The organism is Roseateles chitinivorans, assembly GCF_050632145.1.
Lineage (GTDB): Bacteria > Pseudomonadota > Gammaproteobacteria > Burkholderiales > Burkholderiaceae_C > Roseateles > Roseateles chitinivorans_B.
The window spans coordinates 289,054-314,580 of record NZ_CP192577.1 but is presented as its reverse complement, the minus strand read 5'-3'; the positions used below and the strand labels follow the sequence as shown (position 1 = coordinate 314,580).

General features: G+C 70.2%; 24 protein-coding genes. 11 read left to right on the top strand and 13 right to left on the bottom strand.

The window, feature by feature from the left end; genetic code table 11:
- Nucleotides 1–56: 56 nt before the first annotated feature.
- The 4 genes from ACQ86G_RS01485 to ACQ86G_RS01470 form a co-directional block, all read right to left on the bottom strand.
- Entirely contained in the window at nt 57–275 is a 219-nt protein-coding gene (locus ACQ86G_RS01485; protein WP_431258992.1) for a DUF1656 domain-containing protein, read from the bottom strand.
- Nucleotides 272–2,584, bottom strand: a complete 2,313-nt coding sequence (locus ACQ86G_RS01480) for an FUSC family protein (RefSeq protein ID WP_431261305.1) — start codon at nt 2,582–2,584, stop codon at nt 272–274. Before ACQ86G_RS01480 ends, ACQ86G_RS01485 begins: the two co-directional genes overlap by 4 nt.
- Before the next feature lie 94 nt (nt 2,585–2,678).
- A complete protein-coding gene (locus tag ACQ86G_RS01475) occupies nt 2,679–3,185 on the bottom strand; it encodes a MarR family winged helix-turn-helix transcriptional regulator (protein ID WP_431258991.1) in 507 nt (168 codons plus the stop codon).
- A 214-nt stretch (nt 3,186–3,399) separates the two neighbouring features.
- Nucleotides 3,400–4,758, bottom strand: coding sequence for an MFS transporter (locus ACQ86G_RS01470; protein ID WP_431258990.1), 1,359 nt, complete (start codon nt 4,756–4,758; stop codon nt 3,400–3,402).
- A gap of 213 nt (nt 4,759–4,971) precedes the next feature.
- Here ACQ86G_RS01470 and cyoA point away from each other — a divergent pair, with 213 nt between their 5' ends.
- From cyoA to ACQ86G_RS01425, 9 genes are all read left to right on the top strand, one after another.
- Nucleotides 4,972–6,057: a ubiquinol oxidase subunit II gene (cyoA, locus tag ACQ86G_RS01465; RefSeq protein ID WP_431258989.1), complete on the top strand. Its 1,086-nt coding sequence runs from the start codon at nt 4,972–4,974 to the stop codon at nt 6,055–6,057.
- 65 nt (nt 6,058–6,122) lie between these two features.
- Entirely contained in the window at nt 6,123–8,117 is a 1,995-nt protein-coding gene (gene cyoB / locus ACQ86G_RS01460) for a cytochrome o ubiquinol oxidase subunit I (protein WP_431258988.1), read from the top strand.
- A gap of 22 nt (nt 8,118–8,139) precedes the next feature.
- Nucleotides 8,140–8,763, top strand: a complete 624-nt coding sequence (gene cyoC / locus ACQ86G_RS01455; protein ID WP_067277119.1) for a cytochrome o ubiquinol oxidase subunit III — start codon at nt 8,140–8,142, stop codon at nt 8,761–8,763.
- Nucleotides 8,760–9,173, top strand: a complete 414-nt coding sequence (gene cyoD / locus ACQ86G_RS01450; protein WP_431258987.1) for a cytochrome o ubiquinol oxidase subunit IV — start codon at nt 8,760–8,762, stop codon at nt 9,171–9,173. Before cyoC ends, cyoD begins: the two co-directional genes overlap by 4 nt.
- Entirely contained in the window at nt 9,173–9,931 is a 759-nt protein-coding gene (locus tag ACQ86G_RS01445; RefSeq protein WP_431258986.1) for an SURF1 family protein, read from the top strand. The genes cyoD and ACQ86G_RS01445 overlap by 1 nt, the downstream gene beginning before the upstream one ends.
- Before the next feature lie 10 nt (nt 9,932–9,941).
- Entirely contained in the window at nt 9,942–11,351 is a 1,410-nt protein-coding gene (locus ACQ86G_RS01440) for an ATP-binding protein (RefSeq protein ID WP_431258985.1), read from the top strand.
- Entirely contained in the window at nt 11,338–11,910 is a 573-nt protein-coding gene (locus tag ACQ86G_RS01435) for a response regulator transcription factor (protein ID WP_431258984.1), read from the top strand. The genes ACQ86G_RS01440 and ACQ86G_RS01435 overlap by 14 nt, the downstream gene beginning before the upstream one ends.
- An 87-nt stretch (nt 11,911–11,997) precedes the next feature.
- Nucleotides 11,998–12,291 carry a nucleotidyltransferase family protein gene (locus tag ACQ86G_RS01430; RefSeq protein WP_431258983.1) on the top strand — a complete coding sequence of 98 codons (294 nt, stop codon included), beginning with the start codon at nt 11,998–12,000 and terminating at the stop codon, nt 12,289–12,291.
- A gap of 63 nt (nt 12,292–12,354) precedes the next feature.
- Nucleotides 12,355–12,651 (top strand): HepT-like ribonuclease domain-containing protein, encoded by a 297-nt coding sequence (locus ACQ86G_RS01425; protein WP_431258982.1) that lies wholly within the window; start codon nt 12,355–12,357, stop codon nt 12,649–12,651.
- Between the two features lie 90 nt (nt 12,652–12,741).
- Here ACQ86G_RS01425 and ACQ86G_RS01420 read toward each other — a convergent pair whose 3' ends face one another.
- Both ACQ86G_RS01420 and ACQ86G_RS01415 read right to left on the bottom strand, forming a co-directional pair.
- On the bottom strand, nt 12,742–13,209 hold the full coding sequence (locus ACQ86G_RS01420) for a glycine zipper 2TM domain-containing protein (protein WP_431258981.1): 468 nt from the start codon (nt 13,207–13,209) through the stop codon (nt 12,742–12,744).
- 200 nt (nt 13,210–13,409) lie between these two features.
- Nucleotides 13,410–13,850, bottom strand: a complete 441-nt coding sequence (locus ACQ86G_RS01415) for a winged helix-turn-helix transcriptional regulator (RefSeq protein WP_431258980.1) — start codon at nt 13,848–13,850, stop codon at nt 13,410–13,412.
- A 157-nt stretch (nt 13,851–14,007) separates the two neighbouring features.
- On the opposite strand from ACQ86G_RS01415, the gene ACQ86G_RS01410 reads away from it, so the two are divergent.
- Nucleotides 14,008–15,561 carry an FAD binding domain-containing protein gene (locus ACQ86G_RS01410; RefSeq protein ID WP_431258979.1) on the top strand — a complete coding sequence of 518 codons (1,554 nt, stop codon included), beginning with the start codon at nt 14,008–14,010 and terminating at the stop codon, nt 15,559–15,561.
- Nucleotide 15,562: 1 nt separating this feature from the next.
- Nucleotides 15,563–17,782 (top strand): xanthine dehydrogenase family protein molybdopterin-binding subunit, encoded by a 2,220-nt coding sequence (locus tag ACQ86G_RS01405; protein ID WP_431258978.1) that lies wholly within the window; start codon nt 15,563–15,565, stop codon nt 17,780–17,782.
- On the opposite strand, the gene ACQ86G_RS01400 is transcribed toward ACQ86G_RS01405, so the two are convergent.
- The 7 genes from ACQ86G_RS01400 to ACQ86G_RS01370 form a co-directional block, all read right to left on the bottom strand.
- A complete protein-coding gene (locus tag ACQ86G_RS01400; protein ID WP_431258977.1) occupies nt 17,770–18,330 on the bottom strand; it encodes an HNH endonuclease in 561 nt (186 codons plus the stop codon). The genes ACQ86G_RS01405 and ACQ86G_RS01400 overlap by 13 nt on opposite strands.
- 201 nt (nt 18,331–18,531) lie before the next feature.
- Nucleotides 18,532–19,266, bottom strand: a complete 735-nt coding sequence (locus ACQ86G_RS01395; protein ID WP_431258976.1) for a response regulator — start codon at nt 19,264–19,266, stop codon at nt 18,532–18,534.
- 35 nt (nt 19,267–19,301) lie between these two features.
- Nucleotides 19,302–22,292, bottom strand: a complete 2,991-nt coding sequence (locus ACQ86G_RS01390) for a response regulator (RefSeq protein ID WP_431258975.1) — start codon at nt 22,290–22,292, stop codon at nt 19,302–19,304.
- The gene (gene cheB, locus ACQ86G_RS01385; protein ID WP_431258974.1) at nt 22,289–23,440 is read right to left on the bottom strand and encodes a chemotaxis-specific protein-glutamate methyltransferase CheB; all 1,152 of its coding nucleotides are present in this window, start codon (nt 23,438–23,440) and stop codon (nt 22,289–22,291) included. The genes ACQ86G_RS01390 and cheB overlap by 4 nt, the downstream gene beginning before the upstream one ends.
- A complete protein-coding gene (locus tag ACQ86G_RS01380) occupies nt 23,437–24,783 on the bottom strand; it encodes a response regulator (RefSeq protein ID WP_431258973.1) in 1,347 nt (448 codons plus the stop codon). Before ACQ86G_RS01380 ends, cheB begins: the two co-directional genes overlap by 4 nt.
- Nucleotides 24,780–25,070, bottom strand: a complete 291-nt coding sequence (locus ACQ86G_RS01375; RefSeq protein WP_431258972.1) for a hypothetical protein — start codon at nt 25,068–25,070, stop codon at nt 24,780–24,782. The genes ACQ86G_RS01380 and ACQ86G_RS01375 overlap by 4 nt, the downstream gene beginning before the upstream one ends.
- Nucleotides 25,064–25,522 (bottom strand): Hpt domain-containing protein, encoded by a 459-nt coding sequence (locus tag ACQ86G_RS01370; RefSeq protein WP_431258971.1) that lies wholly within the window; start codon nt 25,520–25,522, stop codon nt 25,064–25,066. The genes ACQ86G_RS01375 and ACQ86G_RS01370 overlap by 7 nt, the downstream gene beginning before the upstream one ends.
- Nucleotides 25,523–25,527 lie beyond the last annotated feature (5 nt).

The window sequence follows — 25,527 nt, the reverse complement described above, 5'->3', positions numbered from 1 at the left end:
TCGTCAGGTCCGGGCAGCCGGAGAAAGTCATTCGTTGATCGGCCGGCGGGGCGTCGTCATCCGGGTCCGTGCAGCACGCGCAGCGAGGCGACGCTCAGGCCCCACAGCAGCAGCACGTAGAGCGCGAGGTCGAACAGCGCCGGATGCCAGATCCAGCGGTAGGCGCCGGCCCAGGCCAGCACACGCCGCACCGCGGACAGCGCCAGGAGCGCGAGCGCCGCGAGCGGCATCAGCCAGGGCAGGTAGAGCCCGAAGAAATCCACTGCACCGGTCATGCCGGGTTCTCCTTGTCGGGATCGATGGGATGGCTTGGATCGATGGGATCGGTCGCGTCGATGGGTGGGAGCGGCCCCGCGCCGTCCGAGGGTTCGATCCCTCCGGACGACTCGATCGCGTCAGACGGCGCGGCGTCGTGCGGGGACCCGACGGCGTCGACCGGAAGCCACGGCGTCGGCGCCTGAGGGAACAGGTTGCGCCGCAGACCCATCAGCGCGCTCGCTGCGGGGATCGCTTCCGCCGGGAGCGGCAGCGAGGCGGGATAGGTCGCCACCAGCCCGGCGAGCGCCGCATCCAGTCGATCCCGCAGGACCGCGGGCGGTCCCGCGATCGCGTCGGGACGACCGGCGATGCGTGCCCGTTGCCAGGCACCGAGGGCGTCGAGCAGCGGCTGCAGCGGCAGCGTCGCCTCACCCGGCAGCCGGCCGCGCGCGCCCTGCAGCGCGACGAGGTCGGCGCCCACGCGCAGGTCGTGCAGCGCGTCGTCGGTCGGCACACCCGGCACCGAGCCGCCCGCCTGCGCGACCCGCGGCGCCAGCAGCGAGATGCGGTCCAGCATGCGCAGCAGATAGGCCTGGGCGCGGCCGGCGGAGCGCGGCAGGCGGGCGAGCTCGTCGAGTTCGCGCCAGGTCGCGCGCTGGATGCGACGGGCGCTCCAGTCCGCGCCGACGGAGCGCATCAGCCGCGTGACCTGCGCCGCGACGAAGACGCCGGCCAACTGGCCCGACATCGAGTTCAGGAAACTCGTCAGGTCCGCCTGCGCCGTGTCGTGCATCACCAGCGTGCCGATGACGCCGAACAGGAAGGGCAGCGCGGCGCCGAAGGTCGATGGCCGGCCGACATACGCGCCGACGATCAGGAACATCGGCGCGCAGACGGCCATCAGCGTCCACAGGTCCTGCACCAGCGGCAGCAGCACCAGCACGTAGAGCGCGCCGAAGGGCATCGACAGCACGGTCCAGTGGAGGAAGCCGTGGATGGCCGGCACCGGATCGTCCATCGCCGCGAAGAAGCAGCAGAAGATCGCGGCCATCATCGCGGCGGCCGAGCCCATCGGCCATCCGGTCAGGATCCAGAACGCGCAGCAGACGAGGATCGCGATCAGCGCGGCCGCGCCGGACCACAGCGCCATGCCCATGTCGCGGTGGAGCTTGGGGCCGCTCAGTGCCGGCCCGGGCCGCGAGCGCATGGCCTCGCCGGCGAGGCCGCGGTCGATGTCGGCACGCCGATGCATGCACTGCAACCAGCCGTCGAGCAGCTCGCCCAGGCGCTCCGCCAGCGCGACGCGCAGTAGGCGTGCCCACGGATCGTCGGCCAGGCGGGCGCGTGCCGCCTCGCCGGTCAGCGCGGCCAGTTGCGCGCGCAGGGCGGGCAGTTGCGCTTCAGCGTCGACCGCCGTCAGCGCGAGCCACGGGCCGATGGCGTCGAGCATCGCGCGCACGTCGTCGGGAAGCGCGTGGCGATCGCTGCTGCCGGCGTCGGCCGGATCGGCGACATTCGTGGCACTCGCCGCGTTGCCGGCGTGGGCCTCCAACGCCTGCAGCCGATCCTCGACGCCCGCCAGCAGCGGCGTCAGCGCGGCCACGCCGTCCTGCATCGCATGCACGGCGTCGGCGGTCCAGCGCAGATGGCTGGTATCGAAGGGGATGTGGATGGACAGCAGCCGCAACTGCGTGATGTCGCCGGCGACGCGGCGGCGGTCCGCGCCGCCGTCGCGGCGACCGGCGATGTCGGTCAGCCAGGCGCGCGTGTCGCCGAGCGTGCGGTCCAGCAGCCCGAGCACCGAGGTCGAGAGGCTCTTGGGCAGCACGATGCTGTGGACCAGCGTCGCGGCCAGCACGCCCAGGCCGATCTCCTCCAGCCGCGCGACCGCGGTGTCGAAGATCGCCAGCGGCGAATCCACCGAGGGGAACCCGATCAGCGCGGCGGTGTAGCCCGCCAGCATGAAGGCGTAGGCGCGCGGCGTGCGGTCGCGCAGCGACAGGCACAGGCAGCCCGCCACCCAGAGCGCGAGCGCCAGGCTCAGCAGCTCCGGCGCATTGGCGAAGCGCGGCACGAGCAGCACCGCCGCCGAGCCGCCGATCAGCGTGCCGATGAAGCGGAACAGCCCTTTCGAGCGCACCGCGCCCGCCAGCGGATTCGCGACGACGTAAGCCGTCATCAACGCCCAGAACGGCCGCGGCTGGCCGGCCCAGCTCGCGAGGAACACCGCCAGCATCGCCGCGGCGAAGGCCTTGAACGAGAAGAGCCACTCGGCGGCGGTGAAGCCGGGCCGCAGCAGGGCCGGCAGCGTCGGCAGGCGGGGCATCGCGGGTCGCGATGGCATGCGCCATGCGGGCCGGCGCCAGGCGGGGAAGGAGAGGGCGGGGAACTTCATGGCCGCTGTACTGCTCGTGGCGGTCTTACTTGCGCCGCGGCGGAACGACCGCCTTCGGCGCGCCGACGCGTTCGGACAGCGTGGCGAAGACGCGCAGCGCGGCTTCGATGTCGGCATCCGCGATGCCCTCATAAAGCGCGTTGCGCAGGTCGCGCAGCGTGTCCTCGATCTGCTCGCAGGCTCCCGCGCCCAGGACGGTCAGGTGCAGCGTCTTGGCGCGGCGGTCACCGGGATCCTCGTGGCGTTCGATGAAGCCGCCGGTGATCAACTGGTCCAGCGAACGCGTCAGCGACGGCCCTTCGATGCCCAGCAGCGTCGCCAGCTCGCCCTGGCGCAATCCGTCGCCGCTGCGGCCGATCATCACCAGGGGCCAGGCGAGCGCCTGGGACAGTCCCACGTGCGCCATGGCCAGGTTGGCCCTGGCCCGGTAGGCCCGCTCCAGCACGGGCAGCGTCATGCCGATCGACATCAGCGCCGTTTCGCGGGCGGTGCGCGTCAGGGCGCGGGGCGGCTTGGGATTCGAGGACGTCATGACCGCGATTCTAATTAGGTAGCTTGCTATCTAATTAAGTAGGGTCTTTCGATCGAGCGGTCATGTCCTGCCCAGGCCTGGCCAGGCCTGGGCAGGCGAGGGCAAAAGAAAAGGCCGATCTCTCGATCGGCCGTTGCTTTTCGCGTCGCGGGCTGTCAAGCCCGTGTCGCGAGATTCGGGCGTCAGGCGCGCAGGGCGGCCGACGCGCTGGGGGTCAATCCTTGTCCTTCATGGTCAGCATGCGGTTGGTCCGCAGCGCCACCAGCGTGACGATCGCGCCCGACAGCAGGTAGGCGGTGACCGCCCACAGCCCGAACTTGGCCGACAGCCCCAGTGCCACCAGCGGGGCGAAGGCCGCGCCGATGATCCAGGCCAGGTCCGAGGTCAGCGCCGCGCCCGTGTAGCGGAAGTGGGGCAGGAAGTTGGACGTCACCGCGCCCGAGGACTGGCCGTAGGACAGCCCCAGCAGCACGAAGCCGACCAGGATGAAGATGTTCTGGCCCATGGCGCCGCTGTCCAGCAGGATGGGGGCGAAGAGGCTGAAGATCCCGATCGTCGTGGCCAGCATGCCGAGCGTGCTGCGCCGGCCGATGCGGTCGGCGATCAGCCCGGAGATGGGCATGGCCCCCGCCGCCAGCAGGGCGCCGATGATCTGCACGACCAGGAACTGGGTGACGTTCTGGTCGCCGTACAGCATCACCCACGACAGCGGGAACACCGTGACGATGTGGAACAGCGCATAGCTGGCCAGCGCCGCGAACGCGCCGATGAACAGGTTGGCGCCCTGCTTCTCGAACAGCTCGTCGACGTCGCAGGGGTCGAGCTCATGCTCCTCGAGGTTCTTCTCGTACTCGTGCGTCACGACCAGGCGCAGCCGGGCGAACAGCGCCACGACGTTGATCGCGAACGCGGCGAAGAACGGGAAACGCCAGCCCCAGCTCAGGAAGTCGATGGTGGCCAGGCTGCTCCACAGGTAGGCGTAGAGCGCCGCGGCGATCAGGAAGCCGATCGGCGCGCCGAGCTGCCCCAGCATGGCGTACCAGCCGCGGCGACCCGCAGGGGCGTTCAGTGCCAGCAGCGAGGGCAGGCCGTCCCAGGAACCGCCCAGGGCCAGGCCTTGACCGATCCGGCACAGCGCCAGCAGCCCGATGGCCGCGCCGCCCCAGGTGTTGAACCCGGGCAGCACCGCGATCGTGCAGGTCGAGATGCCCAGCAGGAACAGCGCCACCGTCAGCTTCACGCTGCGGCCGAAGCGCCGCTGGATCTCCATCCCGACCAGCGTGCCGATCGGGCGCACCACGAAGGCCAGCGCCAGCAGCGCGAAAGCGTACAGCGTCCCCTCCAGGCGCTCCATGTGCGGGAAGAAGATCGACGGGAACACCAGGACCGAGGCGATGCCGTAGACGAAGAAGTCGAAGTACTCCGACGCCCGCCCGATGACCACGCCCACCGCGATGTCGCCCGGGGCGACCGCGTCCTGTTCCTCTTTCGTCGCCACCCCGTTGCCTCGCGGCAGCGGCTGGCCCACGGTCGCCAGGTGTTGCCCGGCTGTCGGAAGGGTGCTGCTGTTCATACGTCTCCTACCTGGGACAAAATGTCCAATAGTTAGCTTTGGTCAATCGGGCAAAATCTGCGCCCGGCGTGCAACGGTCGACAAGTGTCGTTTTCCCCTTTATCGCTTTCCCTTCGGAAGAAACCCGACCAGGTTTCCGAGGACGGGAACCCGCCGCAAGGCGAGGCGAAGAGGGGTTCCGCGTGAACTACGCCTGATGGTCTGCTGAGTCCCATGTACCTCAAAGCATCTGCAAAAACAAGTCCCGCCGGCCCCATCCGGTCACTGGCCCGTCTCGGGCTGCTGGCTCTGGCGCTGCCCCTCACCGCCTGCAACATGGTCGTGATGAAACCTTCGGGCGACATCGCGAACCAGCAGGCGCAGCTCATCGTCGCATCGACGCTGCTGATGCTGCTGATCATCGTCCCGGTGATCATCCTGACCCTGGTCTTCGCCTTCCGCTACCGCGCGTCCAACACCCAGGCGACCTACTCGCCGGAGTGGGACCACTCGACGCGGCTGGAACTGATCATCTGGGGCGCGCCGCTGCTGATCATCATCGCGCTGGGCGCGATGACCTGGATCAGCACCCACAAGCTGGACCCGTTCCGCCCGCTGGAGCGCCTGGACGCGCAGCGTCCGATCCCGGCCGGCGTCGAACCGCTGAACGTCGAGGTCGTGGCGCTGGACTGGAAGTGGCTGTTCATCTACCCCGAACAGGGCGTGGCGACCGTCAACGAACTGGTCGCGCCGGTGGATCGCCCGATCCACTTCAAGATCAGCTCGTCGACCGTGATGAACGCGTTCTACGTGCCCGCCATGGCCGGCATGATCTACGCGATGCCCGGCATGCAGAGCCAGCTCCACGCCGTGATCAACAAGCCCGGCGTGTATGACGGCTTCTCCGCCAACTTCAGCGGCGACGGCTTCTCGCACATGCGCTTCAAGTTCCACGGCCTGAGCAACGACGAGTTCGCCGCCTGGGTCGAGCGCAACAAGGCCGACGGCGTCGCGCTGACCAAGGAGCTGTACCTCGATCTCGAGAAGCCGTCCGAGCGTCAGCCGGTGCGCCGCTTCTCCAGCATCGCCCCCGGCCTGTTCGACGCGGTCGTCAATCGCTGCGTCGACGGCGCCAAGATGTGCATGGGCCAGATGATGGCCATCGACGCGGCCGGCGGCGGCGGCAAGGGCGCCATCGACGGCCTGGCCAGCAAGTCCTGGAGCAACGAGCAGAAGCGGATCTTCGTGGCCGCGCTGTGCACGCCTGACAACGCGGGGCAGTACGCCTCGCAGTGGCAGGCCTCGGCCACCCGTAACTGATCGGCTTCCCGGCGCGTTTGCTCTGACCAGCAGCGCCGGGATCGAAAGCACAACAGAGATCCAAGATGATTGACGCTCAAAAGCTCATCTTCGGGCGCCTCAGCCTAGAGGCGCTCCCGCTGCACGAGCCGATCCTGATCGGCACCTTCGCGATGGTCGCCCTGGGCGGCCTCTTCGTCCTCGCCCTGATGACGAAGTTCAAGCTGTGGGGCCCCTTCTGGCGCGACTGGGTGACCAGCATCGACCACAAGAAGATCGGCATCATGTACATCGTGCTGGGCCTGGTCATGCTGCTGCGCGGCTTCGCCGACGCGCTCATGATGCGCGCGCAGCAGGCCATCGCCTTCGGCGACCAGCTGGGCTTCCTGCCCCCGCACCACTACGACCAGGTCTTCACCGCCCACGGCGTGATCATGATCTTCTTCGTGGCGATGCCGCTGATCACGGGCTTCATGAACTACGTCGTGCCGCTGCAGATCGGCGCCCGCGACGTGGCCTTCCCGTTCCTGAACAACTTCAGCTTCTGGATGACCACCGGCGGCGCCGTGCTGTGCATGGCCTCGCTGTTCGTCGGCGAATTCGCGCGCACCGGCTGGCTGGCCTATCCGCCGCTGTCGGGGCTGCTCGCCAGTCCGGGCGTGGGGGTGGACTACTACATCTGGTCGCTGCAGGTGGCGGGGGTCGGCACCACGCTCTCGGGCATCAACCTGATCGCGACCATCATCAAGATGCGCGCGCCGGGCATGACCATGATGAAGATGCCGGTCTTCACCTGGACCTCGCTGTGCTCCAACATCCTGATCGTGGCCTCGTTCCCGATCCTGACCGCGGCCCTGGCGCTGCTGTCGCTGGACCGTTACGCCGGCACCAACTTCTTCACGACCGATCTTGGCGGCAACGCCATGATGTACATCAACCTGATCTGGATCTGGGGCCACCCCGAGGTCTACATCCTGGTGCTGCCGGCCTTCGGCATCTTCTCCGAGGTGGTCTCCACCTTCAGCCAGAAGAAGCTGTTCGGCTACGCGTCCATGGTCTACGCGACCGTCGTGATCACCATCCTGTCCTACCTCGTGTGGCTGCACCACTTCTTCACGATGGGATCGGGGGCCAGCGTCAACTCGTTCTTCGGCATCACGACGATGATCATCTCGATCCCGACGGGCGCGAAGATCTTCAACTGGCTGTTCACGATGTACCGCGGCCGCATCAAGTTCGAGGTCCCGATGTACTGGACCGTCGGCTTCATGGTCACCTTCGTGATCGGCGGCATGACGGGCGTGCTGCTGGCGGTGCCGCCGGCCGACTTCGTGCTGCACAACTCGCTGTTCCTGATCGCCCACTTCCACAACGTGATCATCGGCGGCGTGCTGTTCGGCCTGCTGGCGGGCATCTCGTTCTGGTTCCCGAAGGCCTTCGGCTACAAGCTGGATCCGTTCTGGGGCAAGTGCTCGTTCTGGTTCTGGCAGATCGGCTTCTTCGTCGCCTTCACGCCGCTGTACGTCCTGGGCCTGATGGGCGTGACGCGCCGCATGAGCCACTTCGACGACCCGTCGTTCCAGATCTGGTTCCAGATCGCCGCCTTCGGCGCGCTGCTGATCGCCGCGGGCATCGGCAGCTTCCTGATCCAGCTGGTGGTGAGCTACTTCAAGCGCGACCAGCTGCGCGACTTCGACGGCGATCCGTGGCAGGGCCGCACGCTGGAGTGGTCGACCTCGTCGCCCCCGCCGCAGTACAACTTCGCGTTCACGCCGGTGGTCCACGACCATGACGCGTGGCACGACATGAAGACCCGCGGCCACCAGCGCCCGGTCGACGGCTTCAAGGAGATCCACATGCCGAAGAACACCGGCGCCGGCGTGATCCTGGCCGGCCTGTCGACGCTGTTCGGCTTCGCCCTGATCTGGCACATGTGGCTGGTGGCGGGTGTCGCCTTCGCGGTGACGGTGATCGCCGCGATCGTCCACACCTTCAACTACAAGCGCGACTACTACATCCCCGCGGATGAAGTGGCCCGCACGGAAGAAGCCCGCACCAAGGTGCTGGCCGCCCAGGCCTGATTCCGCAGCGAGCGAACTCCAAATGCAAGCAACGACCCTGACGAACGACACCGGCGCGCCGGTGTTCTACGACAACGGCGACCACCACCCGCAGCACGGCACGCTGCTCGGGTTCTGGATCTACCTGATGAGCGACTGCCTCATCTTCGCGGTGCTGTTCGCGACGTATGCGGTGCTGGGCCGCAGCTACGCGGCCGGCCCGTCGGGCGCCGACCTTTTCGACCTGCCGCTGGTGGCGCTGAACACCGGTTTCCTGCTGCTCTCTTCGATCACCTATGGCTTCGCCATGATCAAGATGCTGGGCAACAAGAAGACCGGCACGCTGGCCTGGCTGGCGGTCACCGGCGTGCTCGGCCTGTGCTTCCTGGCGGTGGAACTCTATGAGTTCGCGCACCTGATCCATGAAGGCGCGGGTCCGCAGCGCAGCGCGTTCCTGTCCTCCTTCTTCACGCTGGTCGGCACGCACGGCCTGCACGTCACCTTCGGCTGCATCTGGCTGGTGACGCTGATGATCCAGGTCTCCAAGCTGGGCCTGACCAAGGAGAACAAGCGCCGCCTGATCTGCCTGTCGATGTTCTGGCACTTCCTGGACGTGATCTGGATCGGTGTCTTCACCTTCGTTTATCTGATGGGAGTGCTGCCGTGAGCAACAACCACCAACACGAGCACGGCCACGGTCATGACGACCACGGCCACGGCGGCCACGGCCACGACGACCACGAGGACGTCGGCTACCACGCCACCGTCAAGGGCTACCTGATCGGCTTCCTGCTGTCGCTGATCCTGACGGCGATCCCGTTCTTCCTGGTGATGACGAAGTCGATCTCGTCGTCGGCCGCGATGGGCATCGTGCTGCTGGGCTTCGCGGCCGTGCAGATCGTGGTCCACATGGTCTACTTCCTGCACATGAACTCGAAGGTCGAGGGCGGCTGGTCCATGCTGTCGCTGATCTTCACGATCGCCGTCGTGGTGATCATGCTGGCCGGCTCGATCTGGGTGATGTTCCACCTGAACAGCAACATGATGCCGGTCCACGACATGCGCAACATGCCCTGATGACCGAGTTCCACCCGGAACCGCTGCGGCCGCGCCGCGGCATCGCCTTCTGGGCGTTGCTGCTGGGCGCGGCCCTTTCATTTGCGGTGTTCATTTCCCTTGGTGTCTGGCAGGTGCAGCGGCTGGCCTGGAAGGAAGACCTGATCGCGCGTCTGGACAAGCGGCTGGCGGCGGCGCCAGAGCGCGCGCCCGGCGCGGACCGCTGGGACGCGATCACGAAGGACGGCGACGAGTACCGCAAGGTCGCGCTCACCGGCGCCTTCGACCACTCGCGCGAGACGCTGGTCGGCGCGAGCACCGAGCTCGGCACCGGCTATTGGGTGCTGACGCCGCTGCGCACGGAGCGCGGCGACTGGGTGCTGGTCAATCGCGGCTTCGTGCCGCCGGAGTTCAAGACGCGTGCGTCGCGCACGGCGTCGGAGACGCAGGGCGAGGACCGTGTCATCGGCCTGCTGCGACTCACAGAGCCCGACGGCAGTCTGCTGCGCAAGAACGAGCCGGCGCAGGACCGCTGGTACTCGCGCGACGTCGCCGCGATCGCCAAGGCGAGGAAGGTGGTCGAAGGCCCGGTGGCGCCGTATTTCGTCGACGCCGCCGCAGCGGACGACCAGACGCAATGGCCGCGCGGCGGGCTGACGGTGGTGCGCTTCAACAACCATCACCTGCAGTACGCGCTGACCTGGTTCGCGATGGCGGCGATGCTCGCGGGCGTGGGGCTCTGGCTTTGGCGCTTCGATCGTCGCCGCACGACGGACTGAGGCCGCGACCATGCCCTTGAGCCGTCCCGATCCGGACGACGACCACCCCGACGACAGCCGCTACCTGGACGGCGCGGCGGGGGCGCTGGGGATCGAGGACTCCTCGGGCGAGGGCGCGCTCCAGGCCGGCCGCAACAACCTGCAGCAGCTGGTGCAGCTGCGCTGGCTGGCGGCGGCGGGGCAGTTCGGCACGGTGCTGTCGGTGCACTTCGCGCTGCACATCCGGCTGCCGATGCCGGAGATGCTGACGCTGCTGGCGATCCTGGTGCTGTTCAACGTCGCCTGCTGGCTGCGCACCCGCTGGGTGCCGAGCGTGCGCAATGCCGAGCTCTTCGCCGGCCTGCTCGTCGACATCGCGGTGCTGAGCGGCCAGCTGTACTACAGCGGCGGCGTCACCAACCCCTTCATCTTCCTGTTCCTGCTGCAGATCGCGGTGGGCGCGGTGCTGCTGCCTTCGCGCTACATCTGGTTCACGGTGGCGGTGACGGGCGGCTGCTTCGTGGCGCTGACGCAGTGGCACCTGCCGCTGCTGGTGCCGGACATGGAAGGGCTGGCGCTGCCGACGCACTACATCGGCGGCCTGCTGATCTGCTTCGCGATCAACGCGGCGCTGCTGGTGATCTTCATCCAGCGCATCGGGCGCAACCTGCGCCAGCGCGACGCGCGGCTGGCCGACCTGCGCCAACGCGCGGCCGAGGAGGAGCACATCGTCCGCATGGGTCTGCTGGCCTCGGGCGCGGCGCACGAGCTCGGCACGCCGCTGGCGACGCTGTCGGTGATCCTGGGCGACTGGTCGCGGATGGCGCCGTTCGCCGGCGATCCGGAGCTGCGCGAGGAGATCGAGGAGATGCAGATCCAGCTGCGCCGCTGCAAGGCGATCGTCAGCGGGATCCTGATGTCGGCGGGCGAGCTGCGCGGCGAGGCGCCGATGGTGACGACGCTGCAGGCCTTCCTCGACGACCTGGCCGAGCACTGGCGCGCGACGCGGCCGCACCACGGCCTGGAGTACCTGCCGGCGTCGGACCTGCCGAAGGTGCGGATCGTGTCGGACGTCGGGCTCAAGCAGATGATCGACAACGTGCTGGACAACGCGCTCGAGGCGGCGCCGGGTCGACCGGTGACGTTGCGCGCGCTGGCCGAGGACGGCGAGCTGGTGCTGCGCGTCAGCGATCGCGGCGCCGGCTTCCTGCCGGAGATGCTGGAGCGCTTCGGCAAGCCCTATCAATCGAGCAAGGGCCGCGCGGGCGGCGGGCTGGGGCTGTTCCTCGCGCTGAACGTCGTGCGCTCGCTGGGCGGGAAGCTGCAGGCGCGCAACCGGCTGGCGGAAGAGGGCGGCGGCGCCGAGGTGGAAATCCGGATGCCCCTGTCCGCACTCGCGCCCTTGGGACTCCCTGACAATGCTGCCCATGACCACGGATGACCTCGCCGCGGATACCGACCGCCTGCTGCTGATCGTCGAGGACGACGATGCGTTCGCGCGCACGCTGTCGCGCTCGTTCGAGCGCCGCGGCTACCAGGTGCTGCGCGCGACGACCGTGGAGCAGGTGCAGAAGCTGCTGGCCGACCGCGGGCCGGAGGAGGCGCCGGAGTACGCGGTCGTCGACCTGAAGCTGGCGGGCGGCGGCTCGGGCCTGGCCTGCGTGCAGACGCTGCACGAGCACGACCAGGAGATGGTGATCGTCGTGCTCACCGGCTACGCGAGCATCGCGACGGCGGTGGAGGCGATCAAGCTGGGCGCGCGTCACTACCTCGCGAAGCCGGCGAACACCGACGACATCGAGGCCGCATTCGCGCGCGCGCAGGGCGATGCCGAGGTCGAGGTCACCGACCGCGCGACCACGTCCATCAAGACGCTGGAGTGGGAACACATCCACGAGACGCTGGCGGCGACCGACTTCAACATCTCGGAGACCGCGCGGCGGTTGGGCATGCACCGGCGCACGCTGGCACGCAAGCTGGAGAAGCAGCGGGTGAAGTGATTCCGCAACACCGCTCGTTTTGAGCGGGGCGGAGCGGGCTTATCCTTTTCTGACTGCGGTGAGGTTGCCGCAGTGGAAGGAGAGTGAATGAAACCCTCTGAAGCACTCGCTCAGAAGCGAGACCAACTGGGCGCCATCGTGGCCCGATATCCCACCACAGCCAATTTGCGTGTGTACGGGTCGGTGCTGCACGGCAAGGACCGGGACAACGATGAACTGGACTTTCTGGTGGACGCGTTGCCTGGGACCACACTGTTCGATCTGGGTGGCCTCTACGCGGACCTCGAAGAGTTGCTGGGTGTTCCCGTGAGCCTGCTGACGCCTCCTGAGGTGCCGGTGAGGTATCGCAGCCAGGTTCTTGCCGATGCGCGACCCGTATGAGCAGTTTCAGCTTGGTCGACCATTTGGAGCACATGCAGGAAGCTGCGAGCTTCGCGTGCAGCCATGTGGATGGACTCGGCAAGGCCGAATTTCTGGCAGACAAGAAAACGCAACACGCTGTGCTCTTCAACATTCTGGTGTTGGGAAGAAGCTGCCGCGAGGCTGCTGGCGGAACATGAGGCCTTCCTCGCCGCCCATGCGCACGTGCCGTGGCGCCTCATGAGGGGCATACGCAATCGGATTGCCCACCGCGCCGTCGACATCAACATCGACGTGATCTGGGACACGGTGGATGTCCGCCTTGTCGACCTGTTGAGGCAATTGCCTGCGGTGAGGGCGTCCGCGTTCAACCAAGGCTGAAATCGGATCCAGAAACGACAGAAGGGGCCGCAAGGCCCTTCATCGTGATGAGCGTGCAACGCTCGTCTGAGCGCGGCGCCTGAGCAGCGCTCAGTTCGTGCGTGTCGCCGCCGGCGCGCGCATCACGCGCGACTTGCCGCCGGTGGTGACGATGATCACCGGCTCGCCGGAGGCGAAGTTCTCGTTGCCCTGCGCCTGGACGATCGCGCGGCGTTCGCCGTTGCGCAGCTGCAGCAGGATCTCGACAGCCTGTTCCTTCGTCGTGCCGCGTTCCACCGCGTTGCCCAGCGCCGCGCCCGCCACCGCGCCCAGCACGCCGACGATCACGCCCTCACGGCTGCCGCCGACGCTGCCGCCGGCCACGCCGCCCGCCACCGCGCCCGCGACGGCACCGACGCCGCTCTGCGAGCCGTCCACCGTCACCGGCCGCGAGGACAGCACCGTCGCGTCCTGCACCTGCGACAGGCGCTGCGCGTCACCGCGCTGGATCACGTCGGGATTCGTCGTCGTGCAGGCGGCCAGGGCCACCACCATCGTGGCAATCAGCAGCTTCTTCATCTCAGTTCTCCAAGTCGATGCCCGGCCAACGAACAATCGGGTGTTCCCGTTGACCAGGCAACAAGTCTTTACCTCGCCGCCATCGGGCCTGCCGCCCGTGAAGGCGGCGTGGAGAGACTCTACAGCAGCCGGCTTTGGAGGCTCTTAAGCCAGGTCGGACGACTGCACCGCCTACACGGGCAAATCCGTCGCCCGGCGGTTCACGCGATGCGGGCGGCCTTGACCTCAGCGCGCGTCGCAAAGCGCTGCCGCGCCTGCGCAATCTCCTCCCGATGGCGTTCCGCCCACTGCCACACGCCACACAGCGCGCGGCTCAATTCGCGGCCCAGCGGCGTCAGCTCGTACTCCACGCGGGGCGGCACTTCCGCATGCACGGTGCGCGTGAGCAGGCCGTCCTCCTCCATGCCGCGCAGCACCTGCGTGAGCACCTTCTGGCTCACCGCCCCGACGCGTTGCCGGACCTCGGTGAAGCGCAGCCGGCCGTGCTCCGTCAGCACCTCCAGCGCGATCAGCGACCACTTGTCCGCGACCCTGCCGATGATGTCTCGGACCACGCCTTCGACCGCGGGATCCAGCGGCTCGCCGCTGTGGGGATGAACGAACTGATGCGGGGGTGCGGCGGGGGATGTCGGCGTGGTCATGGCGGGGTTCAAAGGTTACCGGCAGGTAATCAGGCGTCCGAAAAGTGCGTACTTCACAGGCTCTTCACGGGCCCCTAGGCTCGCGCATCCCCCTTGCCGAAGGACCCGTCCGATGAGTGATTCCTCCCCATCCACGACCCTCGATCGCCGAGCGTTCATGGTAACCACCGCGAGCGTCGCGGGTCCAGCGCTGACTGCCGGATGCGCCGCGCCCGGCCCCGCCACGCCGCCATCCGCGAGCGCGCCGCGCTGCGAAGTCGTCGTCAACGGCCGGCGCCACGCGCTGCGGATCGAGGCCCGTGCCTCGCTGCTCGACGTGCTGCGCGAAGACCTGCAACTGACCGGCACCAAGAAGGGCTGCGACCACGGCCAGTGCGGCGCCTGCACCGTGCATGTCGACGGCCGCCGCGTGGCGTCCTGCCTGACGCTCGCGGCGAAGTGCGACGGCCGAGAGGTCCGCACGATCGAGGGCCTGGAGCGCGCCGACGGCGCCCTGCACGTGATGCAGCAGGCCTTCATCGATCACGACGCGCTGCAATGCGGGTACTGCACCCCCGGCCAGATCATGGCCGCCATCGCCTGCGTGCGCGAAGGGCATGCGCAGACCGACGATCAGATCCGCGAGTACATGAGCGGCAACCTCTGTCGATGCGGCGCCTACGTCGCCATCCTCGAGGCGGTGCGCGACGGCGCCCGCCGGATGAAGGGGGCGAGCATGCGTGACTTCAGCTACGGCAGCCCGGACAGCGCGAACGCCGTGCTGGCGCGGCGCGCGGCGGACGAGGCGCCCGGCCTGCGCTATCTCGGCGGCGGCACGACGCTCTTCGACCTGATGAAGCTGAATGTCGAGGCGCCCACCGCGCTGATCGACGTGACGCGCTGCCAGGACCTCCGCTCGATCGAGCTGGGCCGCACCGAATGGCGCTTCGGCGCCGGCATGACGATGGGGGAGGTCGCCGACCACGAGCGCGTGCGCAGCGAATTCCCCGCGCTCAGCGAGTCGTTGTGGAAGGCGGCGTCCCAGCAGATCCGCAACATGGCCACGCTGGGCGGCAACCTGCTGCAGCGCACCCGCTGCGCCTACTTCCGCGGCACGCCCGCCTACCCGTGCAACAAGCGCGAGCCGGGCAGCGGCTGCTCCGCGCTGGAGGGCGCGAACCGCGGTCACGCGCTGTTCGGTGGCAGCAGCCACTGCATCGCGACCTATCCCGGCGACCTCGCCATCACGCTGGCCGCCTTCGATGCGGTGGTCGACCTGCGCAGCCCGCGCGGTGCGCGCAGCGTGCCCTTCCTCGAGCTGCACCGCGAGCCCGGCGACACGCCGCACATCGAGACGCAGCTGGCACCGGATGAACTGATCGTCGCCCTCCGCATTCCGCGCTCCCCGGCGATGAAGGCCTCGGTCTATCACAAGGTGCGCGATCGCGAGTCCTACGCCTTCGCGCTGGTGTCCGCCGCCGTCGGGCTGCAGATGACGGCGGGGCAGGTCCTCGACGTGCGCATCGGGCTGGGCGGCGTCGCCACGCGGCCCTGGCGTGCGGTCGCGGCGGAGCGCCACCTGCGCGGCCGCGCGCTGACCCGCGAATCCGCGCGGCAGGCGGCCGAGCTGGTCTTCGCCGACGCGCGGCCGCTGCCGTACAACCGCTTCAAGATCGCGCTCGGGATCGACACGCTCACCGACGCGCTGATGCAATCGAAGGAAAGGCTCTGACATGGCGACGTCCTCCCCAGCTTCCCCCAGCCGCCGCGACGGGCCCGAGCGCGTCGACGCGCGCGACAAGGTGCGCGGCGCGACGCGTTATGCGGCCGACCACGTCCCCGCCGGCGTGCTGCATGCGGCGCTGGTGCCGGCGCCCGTCGGCCGCGGCCGCATCGAGGCGATCGACACCGCGGCGGCGGAGCGCGTGCCGGGCGTGCGCCTCGTGCTCACGCACGCCAACATCGGACCGTTGCAGGGCGCCGGGTTCCTGATGGGCGGCGGCTTCGGCTTCCAGAGCCTGCAGCCCCTGTCGGGCGCGGACATCGCCTACCGCGGCCAGTACATCGCGCTGGTCGTGGCGGAGTCGCTCGAGGCCGCCCGCGAAGGCGCGCAGCGCGTCTCGGCGCGGATCACGCCCGCACCGGTCGCCGCCACGCCGGAGTCGCCCGGCGCCCAGACGATCGGACAGCCGACGGCGCTGCCGCTCCCGTTCCTCGCCGACAAGCGGGTCGGCGACGCGGATGCGGTTGTCGCGCAGGCGCCGGTGCGGATCGACGTCACGGCGCAGATGCCGCCGCAGCATCAGAACCCGATGGAGCTGATCGCCACGCTGGCCCTCTGGGACGGCGATCAACTGACCGTCCATGAACCGACGCAGAACGCCGAGTCCCTGCGCCACGGCCTGGCGCGCCAGCTCGGCCTGCCGCCGTCTGCCGTCCGCGTGATGTCACCGACGATCGGCGGCGGCTTCGGGCAGAAGAACTCGCTGCAATCGCAGACGGTGCTGGTCGCCATCGCCGCGCGGCGGCTGGGGCGGCCGGTGAAGCTGGTCGTGCCGCGCGCGCTGCTCTTCCACAACACCTCCTTCCGGCCGCGCAGCGTGCAGCGCGTTCGCCTGGGGGCCGATCGCCAGGGGCGCGTGCTGGCGGCGATCCATGAGACCGACCAGCAGACCTCGCGCCACGACTTCTTCCCGTCGACGGGCAGCGACACCACCGCGCGGCTGTATGACATCAAGCACTTCCGCAGCGCCGACCGGCTGATCCGCACCGACGTCCAGACGCCGGGCTTCATGCGCGGCCCGCACGAGCATCCGTCGGTCTTCGCGTTCGAGCTCGCCATGGATGAACTGGCGACCGCCACCGGCATCGATCCGGTCGCGCTGCGGCTGTTGAACGACGGCACCGCCGATCCGCTGACCGGCAAGCCGTATTCGTCGCGCCACGTGGGCGCCTGCCTGCGGCGCGGTGCCGACCTGATCGGCTGGAAGCGGCGCAGCGCCGCGCCGCGGTCGATGACCTTGCCCGACGGCATGCTGGTGGGACTGGGCGTGGCGATCGGCGCCTACAAGGCGGCCTCCGCGCCGGCCCGGGCGCATGTCCGGCTCGAGTCCTCGGGCCGCCTGCAGGTGTCGGTGGGCGGTCATGAGATGGGGCAGGGCATGCGCACCGCGATCGCCACGAGCGTCGCGCGCCTCACGGGCGCGCCGGTCGCCGCCATCGAGATCCGCATCGGCGACACGCAGGTCGCGCCGCAGCACGTCACGGCGGGCTCGTGGGGCACGGCGACGGCGCTGCCGGCCGTCGAGGAGGCGTGCCGCCGCCTCATGGAGGACCTGCGCGCCAAGGCCGGCGCGAACGGCGCCGGCAGCCTGCTCGACCTGCTGAAGGCCAGTGGACAGGAGGTCGCCGAAGCCCGCAGCCAGACGCGCGCGCCGGGACAGCCCGAACAGGTCTTCGGTCGCCTGGATGGCGGCCTGCCCGCCGCGGCAGGGCCGGTGTATCCGGACTTCGTCGCGTTCAGCTACGCCGCCCATTTCATCGAGGTCCACGTCGAGCCGACCACGCGCCGCATCCGTGTCGCGCGATGCGCCAGCGTCATCGATTGCGGCCGCGTCGTGAGCCGGCGCACCGCGCGCAGCCAGGTCGAAGGCGGCGTGGTCTGGGGCATCGGTGCCTCGCTGCGCGAGATCAGCGAGGTGGACCCGCGCCACGGCGGCTTCCTCAACGCGGACCTGGCGGAGTACGTGATCCCGGTCGCGGCGGACATCGGCCGCATCGACGTCGACTTCATCGACGAGCCTGATCCCAAGCTCAATGCGCAGGGCGTGAAGGGACTGGGTGAGGTCGTGATGGTGGGCGTCGCCGCGGCGGTGGCGAACGCGGTGTTCCACGCGACGGGTCAGCGCGTCCGGCATCTGCCGATCCGCGTCGAGGATCTCTACGAGGTGTAGAGCCGCGACGACTTGGGCACGCTCGCCAGCAGGAACTCCATCTGGTCCGCCACGATGCGGCGGCCGCGCAGGATCATGTCCTCGTGCAGGCTGGGCACGTAGGGCAGGTAGAGCAGCGCCATGTGCGCCTCTTCCGGGGTGCGATTGCCCTTGCGGCCGTTGCAGGCGCGGCAGGCGGTGATGCAGTTCATCCACGTGTCCCGGCCGTTGCGCGACACCGGCTGGATGTGCTCCCTCGTCAGCAGGTCGGCATGCAGCACATGCCCGCAGTACGCGCAGACATGGCGGTCGCGCGCGAAGAGCTTGAAGTTGGACAGCGCCGGCGCCTGGCGCCACGCCCGGCTGGGGACCGCGCCGCGGACCGCGACGATCGGATGCAGCTCGATCCGCGATTGCAGCCCGGTCAGCCGCTGGTACCCGCCGCGCAGGACGTGGAAGGGCTCTCCCAGCGTCCACGCGACGGCGTCGCTGGCATAGAGCACCGCTGCTTCCTTCGACGAGATCCAGGCCTGCGGGCGGCCCGAGATGTCCAGCTGGAGAACGTCCACGGTCGTTGACCTCCTGCGACAGAGAGTAATCCAGTCGGAGGGGGCAACTCAAGTGCCAGACGCGCACGGTGGTGCCGCCGAGACGTTATTTCAGCTGTTCGCCGAACTTAGGCGCCCGATCAGCGAGGTTCAAGTCGGGAAATGACCAGGATGGGCTGACTCTTCCGGGTCAGGCCTCCGGGTCGCACGGTCGTCACGGGCTCAGGACGCCAGTTTCCCCAGGGCGCGGAGTTCCGCGACCGCCACCAGGCCGCCGGCGGACAGCGCGTCGTCCGGCAACCGGGCCTGCCCCAGCCGGGTGTCCGGCGCGAGCGCCGCCAACCGCTCCTGCATCGGGGGCGCGTCGTCGCTGTCGATCTGGACGACGCAGAGCTGCGCATCGCCCGGCGCGCCGCTCCAGCCGATCAGGTCGGCGCTGTCCAGCGCGACGATCAGCTGCGCCGCCAGCGGCGGCAGCGACGCGGGCGGCCCCGCGATCACGTGCACGACGACCTCCGAGCCGTCCCGCATCGCGAGCTTCACCGTCTGGTCCAGCCGTTCCCGCAGCGCCGCCGGGGAGAGCGGCTCCGGCGCGGGCACCTCCGCCTGACCGATCAGCTGGCGCAGCATCACGTCGAGTTCCTCGGCCTTGTCGAAGAAGCCGTTCGCACCGGCCGCCAGCACCGCCGCGCGGTACGCGTCGGTCTGGTGCGACAGCACATGCACCTGTCCCGCATAGCCCTGCTTGCGCAGCGCCTTCAGCACCGTCAGGCCGGACCCGCCCTGCGCGAGCGAGAGGTCGAGCAGCACGGCGTCAGGCCGCAGATGGCCGATCAGGGTGAGGGCGGTGGTCTCGTCGGCGGCCTCGCCGACCACCCGCAGCCCGGGCACGGTGTCCAGCCGCTGCAGCAACTGGCGGCGGATGGTCAACGAGTCCTCGACGAGGACGATGGTCATGGGAATCGCAGTCGCTTGCATCGTGAGGTGGTCGGTCATTCGTCCAGCGGATCGAGGTCACCCCAGCTCGTGCGGCTGATCGCGCGTTTGACCTCGTCCATGAAGTGTCCTTGAGGATTCGACGGCGCGCGCGCGCCAGGCGTTCCAGGCGCGCCCGGCGCGGGCGCCGGTGACGCGCCGTCGATCGCGGGTTCCCGCGTCGCGCGCTGCACGTGGCGGTTCAGCAGCTCGCGGTCGCGCGTCGTCAGCTGCGAGGCCGCGACGACGATCACCGGGATCGCCGCCGTCAGCGGATCGCGCTGCAGCGCCTCGACGACGCCGATGCCGTCGACCTCCGTCATCAGCAGGTCCAGCACGATCAGGTCGGGCACGTGGCGCCGCGCCAGGTCGATGCCTTCCTTGCCGCCGGTCGCGCGCAGCACCGAGAAGCCGGGCTGCGACAGGTGCGCGCTGAGCGACTGCAGGTCGCCCGGCGCATCGCTGATCGCCAGCACCAGGAACTTGCGCGTGGCCGTCGGCTTGAAGCCGAGCATCTCCAGCTCCTTGCTCAGGGCCTTGCGCGACACCGGCTTGTGCAGGACCGCCGATGCGCCGAGCGACAGCGCCACCTCCTGGCCCGCGTCCACCGAGACCACCACCACCGGGATGTGCGCCCAGCCGGGCAGGTTCTTGAGGCGCGACAGCAGCTCCCAGCCGTCCAGCCCGCCCGGCAGGTTGACCTCCAGCGTGATCAGGTCGGGCCGCAGCTGCGGCGCGAGTTCCAGTGCCGCCTCGGCCGACGCCACGTGACGCACGCGGAAGCCCGCGGCGTTCAGCTGCGTCTGCATCAGCGCCGCGGCCGGCTCGTTGTGCTCGATCACGAGCGCCAGCGGGCGCGCGCCGGGTTCGTCCGGCAGGACGACGTCGGGCACCACCGGATCGCGCCACGGCAGCCAGCAGGTGAAGCAGCTGCCCTTGTCCGGCGCGCTGCTCACCGCCACCGCGCCGCCGTGCAGCTGCACCAGGCGCGCCACCGTCGCCAGGCCCAGGCCGGTGCCCTCGACCTTGTGTGTCAGCACGTTGCGGACCTGGTTGAAGGGCTGGAAGAGCTTGTCCAGCCCTTCCGGCGGAATGCCGATGCCGTTGTCGGTGACGCTGATCTGGATGAACTCGCCGTACTCGCTGTCCGGCAGCTCCGAGCGCCGTCCGTCGGGGAAGCCCGGCAGGGCCTCGCGCGCGCGCAGCCGCGTCACGCGGCGCGCCTCGAGCCGGATGTTGCCGCCCTTGGGCGTGAACTTCGCGGCGTTGGACAGCAGGTTGTAGATGATCTGCCGCAGCCGGCGACGATCGACGCACAGCCGCTGGCTGCCGCCGACGCCGAAGAAGTCCATCTGGATGCGGTTCAGCCGCGCGCGCTCCTGCACGATCGCCAGCGCGTCGCGCAGCAGTTCGTCGAGGTCTACCGGCTCGATGTCGAGGTCGACCCGGCCGGCCTCGATCTTGGCCATGTCCAGCAGGTCGTTGACCAGCGACAGCAGATGCTGTCCCGCGTTGTGGATGTGGTTGCAGAACTCGGACTGGCGCTCGCTGACCGGGCCGGCCGCGCCGTCGCGCATCAGCTGGGCGAAGCCGATCACGGCGTTCAGCGGCGTGCGCAGCTCGTGCGACATCGTCGACAGGAAGGCGGTCTTGGCGCTGCTGGCGCGGCTGAGCTCGGCGTTGAGCTGCTCCAGCGCATCGTTGCGCTGCTGCAGCACGGAGAGCAGCTCCGCGCGGCTGTCGGCCAGGTCGCGCGCGGCGCGGGCCTCGGCCGCCTCCATCGCGTTGCTGTGCAGCTCGGCGTGGACGCGGCGGGCCTCGTCCTCGAACTGCTTGCGACGCAGCTGCGCGCGCAGCCGCGCCTTGAGCAGCTCCACCTCGCCGTTGGCCTTGACGACGTAGTCGTCGGCGCCGGCCTCGAGGCCGGCCAGCATGGAGGCGCGTCCCTCGAAGGCCGTCAGCAGCACCACCGGGATGTCGCGCAGCGCCGGCGCGGACTTGATGCGCCGGCAGGTCTCCAGCCCGCCGATGCCCGGCATCTGCACGTCCAGCAGCACGGCATCCACCGGCTGCACCGCGAGCAGCTCCAGCGCCAGCTCGCCGGTGCCGGCGGCGATCACGTCGTAGCCGTCGTCGCGCAGCGTCGCGCCGAGCTCCGCCAGCACGTTGGCGCTGTCGTCGACCAGCAGCAGCCGCTTCGGACCGGACAGGCTCGCGCCCTGTTCCGGGAGGCTCGATTTGGCGCTGCGCAGCATCGCGGCCACGCGCGCCAGGATCAGGTCCACGTCGTCCTGCTTGCGCGCGAACGCGTCGGCGCCGGCCTCCAGCGCGCGCAGTTCCGCCTCCGGCCCTTCGTCCGCGGTCAGCAGCAGGCAGGGCGTGTGGCGCAGCGCCGGGTCCAGCCGCAGCCGGCGGATGACCGCCGCGCCGTCGATGCCCGGCATGTGCTGGTCGACGATCACCGCGTTGGGCCGCAGCGCCGCGGCCTGGCGCAGGCCTTCCTCGCCGTTGGCGGCCATGTAGATGTCGTAGCCGTGCGGCTCCAGCGCCTCGCACAGCGCCTCGCGGAAGGTCTCGCTGTCGTCGATCAGCAGCACCGAGGCGACGTGCGGCTCCGGCGTCTGCACGCGGGCCTGCCGCTGGCGCACCAGCTCGCGGGCGCGGTCGACGACGTAGCTGCGGTCGTAGGGCTTGCCGACGTACTCGTCCGCGCCGTGCGCGATGCCGCGCAACCGGTCGCTGGTCTGCGACGCGTTGGACAGGATCAGCACGACGCAGTCGGCGCCGCCCTGCGGCGTGGCGCGCAGCTCGGCCAGCCAGCTGCCGCCGTCGCCGTCCGGCAGCTGGTTGTCCAGCAGGACCAGCGCCGGCATGGCCTCGGCCAGCGCGGCCCGGGCCTGCGCCAGCGTCGCGCATTCGACGCAGTCGAAGCCGGCGTCCTCGAGCGCCTCCCGCAGGTCCATCCGGACCGTGAGGCTGTCCTCGACGATGAGGGTTCTCTTGTTCATGTGTGGGCTCCTCCCCAGGCCATCCCGCTCAAGCCCAACAGGGCGGGGCCGATGTCGGCCAACGGCAGCACGCGCTCGGCGGCGCCCAGCTGGGCGGCCTCCCGCGGCATGCCGTAGACCATCGAACTGGCTTCATCCTGCGCCAGCGTCGCGCCGCCGGCGCGGCGGATCGCGAGCAGGCCGAGCGCCCCGTCGCGTCCCATGCCGGTCAGCAGCGCCGCCGCCACGCCGGGGCCGATCTCCGCGGCCAGCGATTCGAACAGCTCGTCCACCGACGGCCGGCACGAGTGTCGCGGCGGCGTGTGGCTGAGTGCGATCTGTCCGTCGCGCACGACCATGTGCACGTCCGGCGGCGCCAGCACCACCTGGCCCGCGAGGTCGCGCAGCCGCTCGCCGCCGTGGGCGTAGCGCACGCGGTGCGGCGTCTGCGCGTCCAGCCACTCGGCGAAGCCGCGACTGAACACGGCGTTGATGTGCATCACGATCAGCACCGGCAGCGGCGAGGGCGCGGGCAGCGCCTGCAGCACCTTCATCAGCGCGCCGGGACCGCCCGTGGACGCCCCCAGCGCCAGCACGGCGCGGCGCGGCATCGGCGGCGGAAGGGGCGGCGGAGGCGATGCCGGCAGGCGCGCGCCCGGCCGGCTGCCGATGCGCGCCCGCACATGCGTGATGACGCGGATGCGCGACACCAGCCGCAGCAGCCGCACGTAGTGCCGCTCCCATTCCCCTTCGGGCTGCCCGGCGCTGGGTTTCTCGAGCACCTCGACGGCGCCGGCGGCCAGCGCCTCGTAGGTGCGCAGCAGCTCGCCGCGGTTGGTCGACGACGAGACGATCAGGATCGGCGTCGGGCAGTGGGCCATGATGGCCTCGGTCGCCGCCTGGCCGTCCATGCCGGGCAGCATCATGTCCATCGAGACCACGTCCGGCCGCAGCTGCTGGCACAGCGCCACGGCGGTCGCGCCGTCGTGGGCCTCGCCCACGACCTCGATGTCGCTCTGCGCGGCCAGCACCTCGCGGATGTGGGCCAGCACGGTGATCGAGTCCTCGACCACCAGCACGCGCAGCGTCTTCGTCGACGGCGGCGCGCTGCCGCCCAGGCCCCCGATGCCGCCACCCATGCCGCTGCCCATGCCCGCACCGGCGCTCATGCGGACGCTCCCTGCGCCGACGCGGCGCTGAAGGCCGCCTGCGCCGAGCGCGCGACCAGCCGCGCGACCTGCGCGAGGAACTCGTTCTGTGCGAACTCGCCCTTGACGATGTAGCCGTCCGCGCCGACCGCCTTGCCGCGCGCCAGGTCCTCGGGCGCGTTGCGCGAGGTCACCAGCACCGCCGGGATGTCGCGCAGCGCGGCGTCGCCGCGGATGCGCGACATGAATTCGAAGCCGTCCATGCCGGGCATCTCCACGTCGCACAGGATCAGCGCATAACGCTCGCGCCTGGCGGCCTCCAGGCCGTCCTCGGCGGAGGCGGCCATGTGGACGCGGTAGCCGGCCGCCTCGAGGATGCTCTGCTCGAGCATGCGCGTGGTGAGCGAGTCGTCGATGACCAGGATGGTGCCGGTCCGGGCGGGCGCCGCGACCGGACGGGGCCGCGCCTGGCGCGCCGCGGCGATCAGGCCTTCGGGCGCGAGCACCGGCACCGGCTGCTGGGCCGCGTCGAGCGCCAGGCCGGAGATCAGCGGCGACGCCGGCAGCAGCGCCGGCGGCGGACGCAGCACGACGCTGGTGACGCCGTCCAGCGAATCCACGCCCAGCACGGCGCGCTGTCCGCCCGCGCGCAGCACCAGGGCCGAGCGCGGTGCCGGGGCGGCCACGCCGGGGCGCAGCGCCTCGGCCAGCGAGAGGTGGGGCAGCAGCTCGTCGCCGACGGCCACGTGCGAGCCGTTCAGCTCCGGGCGCTGCAGCACGCATTCGACGGCCTCGAGCGGCACCCAGGCCGACACGGTGCCGGCGCACAGGCGGATCGCGCGCAGCGCGGCCAGCTGCATCGGCACGCACAGTTCGACCGTCGTGCCTTCGCCCCGTCGGCTGCGGAGTGTCAGGCGGCCGCCGAGGCGGTCGGCGGTGTCGCGCACCAGGTCCATGCCGACGCCGCGTCCGGCGAGCGAGTCGACGCGCCGCGCGGTGCTCAGGCCGCCACGCAGCAGGCGTTCGACGAGGGCCTCGTCGTCGAGATAGGCCGCGCCGGCAATGCCCTTGTCGACGGCGGTGCGCCGCACGGCGTCCAGATCCAGGCCGGCCCCGTCATCCGAGCAGCAGAACAGGACCTCCCGGCCGCGCCGTTCGATGCGCAGTTCGATGAGTCCCTGCGGCGGCTTGCCGGCGGCGACGCGTTCGGCCGGCGGTTCGATCCCGTGGGCCACGGCGTTGCGCACCATCTGCACCAGCGCGCCGGAGATGGCGTTCAGCAATGCCGCCTCCAGTTTCACGTCGCCGCCGTGGCCGGTCAGCCGGGCCTGCTTGTCCTGCGAGCGCGCGGCGTCGCGCGTCACGCGCTGCAGGGGAGGAGCAGCTGCGAGGCCGGCAGCAGCCGCAACTGCTCGGCGCTGTCGCGCAAGGCGACGAGCTCGCGCGCGAGCTGGCGCGCGCCGCGTTCGACCTGGTCCTCGATGCGCGCCAGCGGGCCGGCCAGGATCTCCTGCTGGCCCTGGAGCGTGCCGCGCAGCTCGCGCAGCAGCATGCCGGCGCGCTCCAGCGGCGCGAGGTGGCCTTGCGTGCGCGCGATGTCGGCGAGCAGGCCGTCGAGTTCCTCAGGCATCAGTTGAGGGATCGTCAGCACCGCGCCGACGGGATCGTCGACGGGCGTTGACTCGGCCTCCTGTGTGACCTGTGCGACCTGAGCCGGCTCGGCGGACGCCTCGGCCTTCGGCGCCGAGGCGGGGGCCGGGACTTGTCCGCGGTGGCCGGCGCGCCGGCCGCGGGGACATCGAGCGCCGTGATCGACTCCTCCGCCGCGTCGATCAAGGCCAGCAGCGCGTCGAGTTCGGCGCGGCCCGGCGCCGCGTCGGCGTCGCGCAGCGGCGTCAGCAGGTCCTCGATCGCATGCGCCTGCGCCGCGATCGCGGGCAGGCGCACCACGCTGGCGGCGCCCTTGAGCGTGTGGGCCAGGCGCAGCAGCCGGGGCGGCAGGTCGGGCGCCGGCGCCTGCTCGGCGGCGAGCACGGCCTCGCCCATCTGCCGCAGCAGATCACGGGCTTCGACGCGGAAGAAACGGTAGGGGTCCTTGGCCACGGCGT